The 7,244-nt window shown below is 67.4% G+C and carries 9 protein-coding genes; 3 read left to right on the forward strand and 6 right to left on the reverse strand.

The window, feature by feature from the left end:
- Together Q0379_RS07905 and Q0379_RS07910 are read right to left on the reverse strand one after the other, a co-directional pair.
- Positions 1-678 (reverse strand): EamA/RhaT family transporter (locus Q0379_RS07905; protein WP_299006734.1); only part of this gene is annotated, 678 nt, incomplete at its 3' end.
- Complete coding sequence (locus Q0379_RS07910) at positions 675-1,250, reverse strand: class I SAM-dependent methyltransferase (protein WP_299006738.1); 576 nt, start codon at positions 1,248-1,250, stop codon at positions 675-677. The genes Q0379_RS07905 and Q0379_RS07910, both read right to left, overlap by 4 nt.
- 129 nt (positions 1,251-1,379) lie before the next feature.
- On the opposite strand from Q0379_RS07910, the gene Q0379_RS07915 reads away from it, so the two are divergent.
- Entirely contained in the window at positions 1,380-1,865 is a 486-nt protein-coding gene (locus Q0379_RS07915; RefSeq protein WP_299006741.1) for a hypothetical protein, read from the forward strand.
- Positions 1,866-1,917: 52 nt separating this feature from the next.
- Here the strand turns inward: Q0379_RS07915 and Q0379_RS07920 are convergent, their stop codons facing one another.
- The 3 genes from Q0379_RS07920 to Q0379_RS07930 all read right to left on the reverse strand — a co-directional run bounded on the left by Q0379_RS07920 (position 1,918) and on the right by Q0379_RS07930 (position 4,566).
- The gene (locus tag Q0379_RS07920; RefSeq protein WP_299006743.1) at positions 1,918-3,492 is read right to left on the reverse strand and encodes a 2-isopropylmalate synthase; all 1,575 of its coding nucleotides are present in this window, start codon (positions 3,490-3,492) and stop codon (positions 1,918-1,920) included.
- Positions 3,493-3,577: 85 nt separating this feature from the next.
- Positions 3,578-3,634, reverse strand: a complete 57-nt coding sequence (locus tag Q0379_RS07925) for a hypothetical protein (protein WP_127847010.1) — start codon at positions 3,632-3,634, stop codon at positions 3,578-3,580.
- 209 nt (positions 3,635-3,843) lie between these two features.
- The gene (locus Q0379_RS07930; protein WP_299006746.1) at positions 3,844-4,566 is read right to left on the reverse strand and encodes a TVP38/TMEM64 family protein; all 723 of its coding nucleotides are present in this window, start codon (positions 4,564-4,566) and stop codon (positions 3,844-3,846) included.
- Positions 4,567-4,732: 166 nt separating this feature from the next.
- Between Q0379_RS07930 and Q0379_RS07935 the strand changes: the two genes are divergently transcribed.
- Positions 4,733-5,935, forward strand: a complete 1,203-nt coding sequence (locus Q0379_RS07935) for a pyridoxal phosphate-dependent aminotransferase (protein ID WP_066682913.1) — start codon at positions 4,733-4,735, stop codon at positions 5,933-5,935.
- A 55-nt stretch (positions 5,936-5,990) separates the two neighbouring features.
- Here the strand turns inward: Q0379_RS07935 and Q0379_RS07940 are convergent, their stop codons facing one another.
- On the reverse strand, positions 5,991-6,626 hold the full coding sequence (locus Q0379_RS07940) for a glutathione S-transferase family protein (RefSeq protein ID WP_299006755.1): 636 nt from the start codon (positions 6,624-6,626) through the stop codon (positions 5,991-5,993).
- Positions 6,627-6,782: 156 nt separating this feature from the next.
- Between Q0379_RS07940 and Q0379_RS07945 the strand changes: the two genes are divergently transcribed.
- On the forward strand, positions 6,783-7,244 hold a 462-nt coding region (locus Q0379_RS07945; RefSeq protein ID WP_299006758.1), incomplete at its 3' end, for a glutathione S-transferase N-terminal domain-containing protein.

Consider the following 7,244-nt stretch of genomic DNA (forward strand, 5'->3'; position numbering starts at 1 on the left):
ACCGGCGCCCAGCGACTGGCGCCAGGCGGCGATGACCGCTTTTAGCGACGCCGGATCGCGCCAGGCCAGGTAGCTGGTCAGACCGACCGTCTGGATCGCCTGTACGACCATGACGGTCACGAAGGCCGAGACGGCGGGATGGGCCGGTTCGAAAGCCAGGCTGGCTTGTCGGAAACAGTTGGCGCTGAGCGCGAAGACCGCGCCCGAGCCCAGTCCCGCCAGCGCCGCCCCCTTGCGCATGACGACCTCGCCGCGCGGCCAGGTCAGGATCGCCAGGCCGACGCTGGCGGTCAGCCCGCCCGCCCAGGTGACCGGCCCGATATGGTCTCCGAAGAACAAGGCGCCCCAGACCAGGGCGAACGGCAGGCCGCTCTGCTGCATGGCCGTGCCGAGGGCGAAGGTCGAGCGGTGCATGGCCGTCAGCAAGGCGGCCGTTGCAGCGATCTGAAGCCCCGCTCCGGCGAAGCAGGCCAGCCAGAAGGTCACGGTCGGATGAGCGGTCGCCCCCGGCGTCAGCAGCCACCCCACCACCGCGAACAGGGTGGCGAACGGCAGGCCGAACAGAAACCGGACCAGGGTCGCGCCCCAGGGACCCGCCCCGCCCATGATCGAGCGCTGCGCGGCGTTGCGCGCGACCTGGAGAGCGGCCGCGCCAATGGTGATGGGAATCCAGATCATGCCTTCGCCCCGACGATCAGGCCCGATGCCCACGACAAGCGCGTCACGACCAGATCCGAACGGCTTTCCAGCCGCGCGACCAGATCGTCAACCCGCGCCTGATGCCCATCCGGCCAGTTGGGCTGGGGCTGCATGTCGTCGATCACGTACAGACCTCCCCGCCTCAGCAGCGCCAAGGTCTGGTCCAGCCCCTCGTATTTGCCAGGCCAGGCGTCGGCGAAGATCAGGTCGAAACTCTCTGCCCCCTGTTCGCGGACATAGTCCAGCCCGTCGGCCAGCACGAAACGCAGGCGGTCGTCCTTCAGGACCTCGCGGGCGATCTCTTGCACAAGCGGATCGATGTCGACGCTCGTGAGGCTGGCCGAAGCGTCCAGGCCGTCCAGCAGCCAGGCGGTGGCCAGGCCCGTACCGGTTCCCAGCTCCAGCATCCGCCCACCCGGCTTCGACGCCGCCAGAAGGCGAAGAAGCGCGCCGGTGTTCGCCTCGGAGGGCATGTCGAAGCCCAACGCGGTCGTGCGCGCCCGGATCAAGGTCCAGGCGGCCGGCGCGGCGTAGTCATTGTCGCCGAACATCAGGTCGTTCCTTACACGCCCCTTATGCCGAGGGGCCTGTTTCCGAATGGAGCCCTTGCGGGCGTTGGACGCAGAACAGGGGGTGCGGGCTCGCCGCGTGGCGGGCCATCAGAAGAAGGCTTACCGACCATGTCGCCCCACCCGCTTCGTCCCCTGAAGCAAGCCGCCCAGTTCCTGCTGGGCGTGCCCACCGAGGGGATCAATCCCGCCCTCGACCGCATGCTGGGGCTGGCCCAAGCCACGCCGCTTTGCTTCGTGGCCGTGGCGGGCCCCGGCGCGGGCGACGCGATGTGCCAGCTATGGCGGCGCGGCTACCAGCGCGTCGAGGCCGCGCGCCGAGCCACCTGCGGGGCCGCGGACGAGCGTAGCGACGTTCTGCTGGTGATTGACTGTCCCACCGCTCACGACGCGCGCGCGGTCATCGCCGCGACCTACACGATGCTGCGGCCCGGCGGGACGCTGGTCGTGGACGCGAGCGCGCTGCTCGACGAGGCGCCCCGCAGGGCGCTCGCCGAAGGCTTGCGGGAACTGGGATTGGACGTTCAGCCCCAGGCGCACCTGGGGGCTGAAATCCTAGCGACGCGGCCGTTCAGCCGAGCGCGCGTCGCAGCTTGATCCTGGAGCGCGATGGCCGCCAAAACCGGCGACCACTTTTGGCTATCGCGCTCTAGAACCCGCTGGCGATCGCCGCTTCGGGCCGGCTCTTCTCCTTGCGGGCGAAGAGGTTGTTGAGCGCGTTGACATAGGCCTTGGCCGAGGCGGTCAGGGTGTCGGTGTCGGCGGCCGCGCCGGTGGCGATGCGACCGTCCTCCTCCAGACGCACCGAGACCTGGGCCTGGGCGTCCGTGCCCTCGGTCACCGCGTGCACCTGGAAGAGGCGCAGGGCGGCGCTGTGCGGCACGATCTTGTGGATGGCGTTGAACACCGCGTCGACCGGACCGTCGCCGGTCGCTTCCGCCGTGCTCGAGACGCCGTCGACGTCCAGGGTCAGCTCGGCCGACTGGCCGTCGGTGCCGGCGACCACGCGCAGGCGCGAGACGCGGATCTTCTCCGAGCCGCGCGCCAGGGCGTCGTCGACCAGGGCGATGATGTCGTCGTCGTAGACGTGCTTCTTGCGGTCGGCCAAGTCCTTGAAGCGGCCGAAGGCTTCCTTCAGCGCGTTCTCGCCCAGCTCGTAGCCCAGATCCTTCAGCTTGGCGCGGAAGGCGTGGCTGCCCGAGTGCTTGCCCATGACCAGGCTCGACGGGGCCTGGCCCACCGACTCCGGCGTCATGATCTCATAGGTCTCGCGGTTCTTGAGCATGCCGTCCTGGTGGATGCCGCTCTCGTGCGCGAAGGCGTTCTTGCCGACGATGGCCTTGTTGTACTGCACCGGGAAGCCGGTGATGGCCGAGACGTAGCGGCTGGCGCGGGTGATGTGGGTGGTGTCAATGCCGGTGCGGAACGGCAGGCGGTCGCCACGCACCTTCAGCGCCATGACGATCTCTTCCAGCGCGGCGTTGCCGGCGCGCTCGCCCAGGCCGTTGATGGCGCATTCGACCTGGCGGGCCCCGCCCTGCACGCCGGCCAGGCTGTTGGCCACGGCCAGGCCCAGGTCGTTGTGGCAGTGCGTCGAGAAGATCACCCGATCGGCGCCCTCGACATTATTGACCATCCAGTTGAACAGGTCGGCGTATTCCGACGGATAGGTGTAGCCGACGGTGTCGGGCAGGTTGATCGTCGTGGCGCCGGCCTTGATGGCGGTCTCGACCGCGCGGCGCAGGAACTGGCGGTCGCTGCGGGTGGCGTCCTCGGCCGACCACTCGACGTCGTCGCGCAGGTTGCGGGCGTGGCTGACCGAGCGGGCGATCACGTCGATGACCTGGTCCGGCTCCATCTGCAGCTTGTGCTTCATGTGCAGGTCGGAGGTGGCGATCACCACGTGAATCCGGCCGCGCTGGGTGGGCTTCAGGGCCTCGGCGCAGCGATCAATGTCGACCTGGTGGGCGCGGCACAGGCCGGCGATGGTCGAGTTCTTGACGATCTTGGCCACTTCGCGGACGGCCTCGAAGTCGCCGTTCGAGGCGATCGGGAAGCCGGCCTCGATGATGTCGACCCCCATCTCCTCGAGGATCTTGGCCAGTTCCAGCTTCTCTTCCAGCGACATCGAGGCGCCGGGCGACTGCTCGCCGTCGCGCATGGTGGTGTCGAAAATGACGACGTTGTCGCGCTTGTCGGAAGCGACGGTAGATACGGAGGTCATGGAAGTACTCGTCGAAAGGGGTGTGTGGCGTGCGGGCTGCGGGTCAGAAATCCCCTGTGCGCCCGGCCACGACGATGCGCGGCCCCTAGAGCGCCCAGGGGCTGATAAGCCGAAGCGAAAGCAGGTCGCGCGCGACAGTCATGAGCGACTTTCTACACAGGCGCCTCGAATCGAGCAAGCAATTTGCGCCCGGCGCGCAATCCGTCGCACGCGGAGCAATATTATTGCCACAGAACACCCCAACAGAAAGAAAAACCCCCACTCACGCGCAGTTAAGGTCAAAGCCGCTCATCAGATCACCTTCGCGGGCACGGTTGTTGCCAAACCCCAGCGACGCGAGTGGAGATACCTTTACTCGGAAGCGGTTTCTTCCGCCGCTTCGCGCTTCTTCAGCCAATTGCGGCTGACTAGGCCCATGCCCAGCCAGATGACGATCGCCAGCACGATCATCAGGATGTGCTGCTTGCCGCCGCCCTTCATCGCCTGGACGATCGAATTGCCGGCGAAGGCGGTCAGGGCGATCTTGGGCACGATGCCGATGGCGGTGCCGCTCGCGAAGTCGCGCAGCCGCATCGGCGTCACGCCGGCGGCCATGTTGACCACGATGAACGGCGCCGAGGGCACCAGGCGCACGATCAGGCTGGCCATGAAGCCGTTCTTGCCGATCATCCGCATGAACTTGTTGACGCTCTCGGTCGCGAACTCGCGCAGGATCTTCGCGCCGTAGATGCGGCCCAGCCAGAAGCCAACCAGCGACGAGATCAGGGTCCCGATCCAGCTGTAGGCGAAGCCCGTCCAGGGTCCGAACGCGACCACCGCCGCGGCGATCAGCACGAACTGCGGCACGCCCAGGAAGGCCATGACCGCGAAGGCCGCCACCGCCATCGGCAAGGCCCAGGGCCCGGTGGCCGCGCCCAGCCAATGCTCGACCGCCGCCTCGCCGTTGACGCCCAGCAGCTGCGCGCCGAACAGGAAGACGACTCCGACCCCGCCAAACAGCACGAACGAGACCGCCACCATGCGCCAGGCGCGGGCGTCCATATTGGTCACGAAGTCGATGAAACGGCGGATCACGCGCCCTGCCTCGCCCATGCCTCGCGCTGGGTCAAGCGTGAGCGGTGGACGACGTCGTGAAACCACCCTCTCCCGCGTTGCGCCGCAGCGAACGGGAGCGTAAAGACCGCCGCAATCCTGAAACGGTCCTCCAGTCGGACCAAGCAAGACAGGGGAGTCCTGCAAGATGTCGCTCGAGTCCGCCGCCCTGCGGCGCATCGCACCGTCGGCCACCATCGCCATCAGCGCCAAGGCGCGCGCGCTGAAAGCCGCCGGTCGTGACGTAATCGCCCTTTCCGCGGGCGAGCCCGACTTCGACACGCCGGACAATATCAAGAACGCCGCCATCGAGGCCATCAAGGCCGGCAAGACCAAGTACACCGACCCGGACGGCATGCCCGAGCTGAAGGCCGCCATCTGCGCCAAGTTCAAGCGCGAGAACGGCCTGGAGTACAAGCCGAGCCAGATCCACGTCGCTCCGGGCGGCAAGCCGGTGATCTACAACGCCCTGGTCGCCACCCTGAATCCGGGCGACGAGGTGATCATCCCCGCGCCGTACTGGGTATCGTATCCCGACATGGTTCTCCTGGCGGGCGGCGCGCCGGTGGCCGTCGAGACCACCGCCGAGAGCGGCTTCAAGATCACCCCGGCCGCCCTGGAAGCGGCGATCACGCCGAAGACCAAGTGGCTGATCATCAACAGCCCCTCGAACCCGTCGGGCGGCGCCTATACCCGCGCCGAACTGCAGGCGATCGCCGACGTGCTGCTCAAGCATCCGCAGGTCTGGGTGCTGACCGACGACATGTACGAGCACCTGGTGTTCGACGACTTCGAGTTCACGACCATCGCCCAGGTCGAGCCCAAGCTCTACGACCGCACCCTGACGATGAACGGCGTCTCGAAGGGCTATTCGATGACCGGCTGGCGCATCGGCTACGCCGGCGGTCCCGAGCCGCTGATCAAGGCCATGGGCAAGATGATCAGCCAGACGACCTCGAACCCCTGCTCGATCTCGCAGTGGGCGGCGGTCGAGGCGCTGAACGGTCCGCAGGACTTCATCAAGCCGAACGCCAAGCTGTTCCAGGAGCGCCGCGACCTGGTGGTGTCCATGCTGAACCAGGCCACCGGCCTGCACTGCCCGACCCCGGAAGGCGCGTTCTACGTCTATCCGTCGTGCGCCGGCCTGATCGGCAAGACCGCGCCCTCGGGCAAGGTCATCGAGAGCGACGAGGACTTCGCGACCGAGCTGCTGGAGTCGGAAGGCGTCGCCGTCGTCCACGGCGCGGCCTTCGGCCTCTCGCCGTTCTTCCGCATCAGCTACGCCACCAGCAACGACGTGCTGGAAGACGCCTGCTCGCGCATCCAGCGCTTCTGCGCGGCGGTGAAGTAAGCTCGGCGACAAGCCGAACTGGAAAAGGCCCGGGAGACCGGGCCTTTTTTGTATCTCAGCCGTTGATCCAGTCCGTCAGTCCCTCGCGGGCGTGGACCTCGCGCAGCGCCGGACGCTGGCGGATGCGGTCGAGGTAGCGCTTGAGGTTCGGCCAGTCGGTGGCGGGCCTGGGCATGTTGCGCGACCAGCGGCACAGGATCGTCGCCAGAAGGTCCACAGTCGTGAAGCCGTCGCCGACGATGTAGTCCCGATCGGCCAGATGGGCGTCGAGGCGCGCCAGCGCGGCTTCGATCCGCGCCCTGGCGGCGGCCTTCACCGCCTCCTGCGCCTCGCCGCCGGCCGGTTCGTGCGGATAGAACCAGGCGCGAAAGTGTGGCTGGAAGCTGTTAGCCAGCCAGAAGCTCCAGCTCAGATACGCCGCCCGCTCGGGCGAGCCGAGCGCCGGCGCGAACCCAGCCTGCGGATGGCGCTCGGCCAGCAAGGTCGCGAGCGCGGCCATCTGAGTCACGGGCCTGCCGTCGATGACGAGCGTCGGCACCACGCCATCCGGGTTGAGCGCCAGATATTCCGGCGTCTTGTGCTCGCCCTTCTCGAAGTCCAGCAGCTTGACCTCGAACGGAACGCCGAGTTCCAGCAGCATCCAGTGGATGGCCGTCCCGGCCGTGCTGGGCGAACCATAGAGGGTGTACATCTTCAAGCCTCCGCGCTGTCGCGGCGGATAGGCGGGTGGTTCTGTCCAGCCGTCAATATGGAGAGGTCTGCTGCCAAATACGGGATCGAACAAGACGACCCTAGCGTTCAGGGTCCACGCGGGCTCTGATCAACAAAACAGACGGATGAAGCCGCCATGCTGACCCTTTTCCACGCGCCGCGCTCACGCTCGACCCGCTTCATCTGGCTGCTGGAAGAGCTCGGCGCGCCCTATGAGATCCGCAAGGTCGACATCTTCCGCAGCGTCAGCAACACCGGCGCGCGCGACCCGGCCAACCCCCATCCTCACGGCCAGGTGCCCGCCCTGCTGGACGACGGCGTGCTGATCACGGAATCGGCGGCGATCGCGCTCTATCTGACGGATAAGTTCCCCGAGGCGGGTCTCGGACCGGTGGTCGGCGACCCGTTGCGGGGCCCCTACCTTTCGTGGCTGGCCTACTACGCCGGCGTGCTGGAGCCGTGCGTGACCAACCTCTGGAAACAGCGGCAGGATGACGAGGACAAGACCCAGTACCAGGCCATGGACGATCGGCTGCGCTCCACGCTGGAAGGCTCGCCCTGGCTGCTGGGCGACGCCTTCTCCGCCGCCGACATCATG

Source organism: uncultured Caulobacter sp., from assembly GCF_937900395.1.
In the GTDB taxonomy this organism is placed as follows: Bacteria; Pseudomonadota; Alphaproteobacteria; order Caulobacterales; family Caulobacteraceae; genus Caulobacter.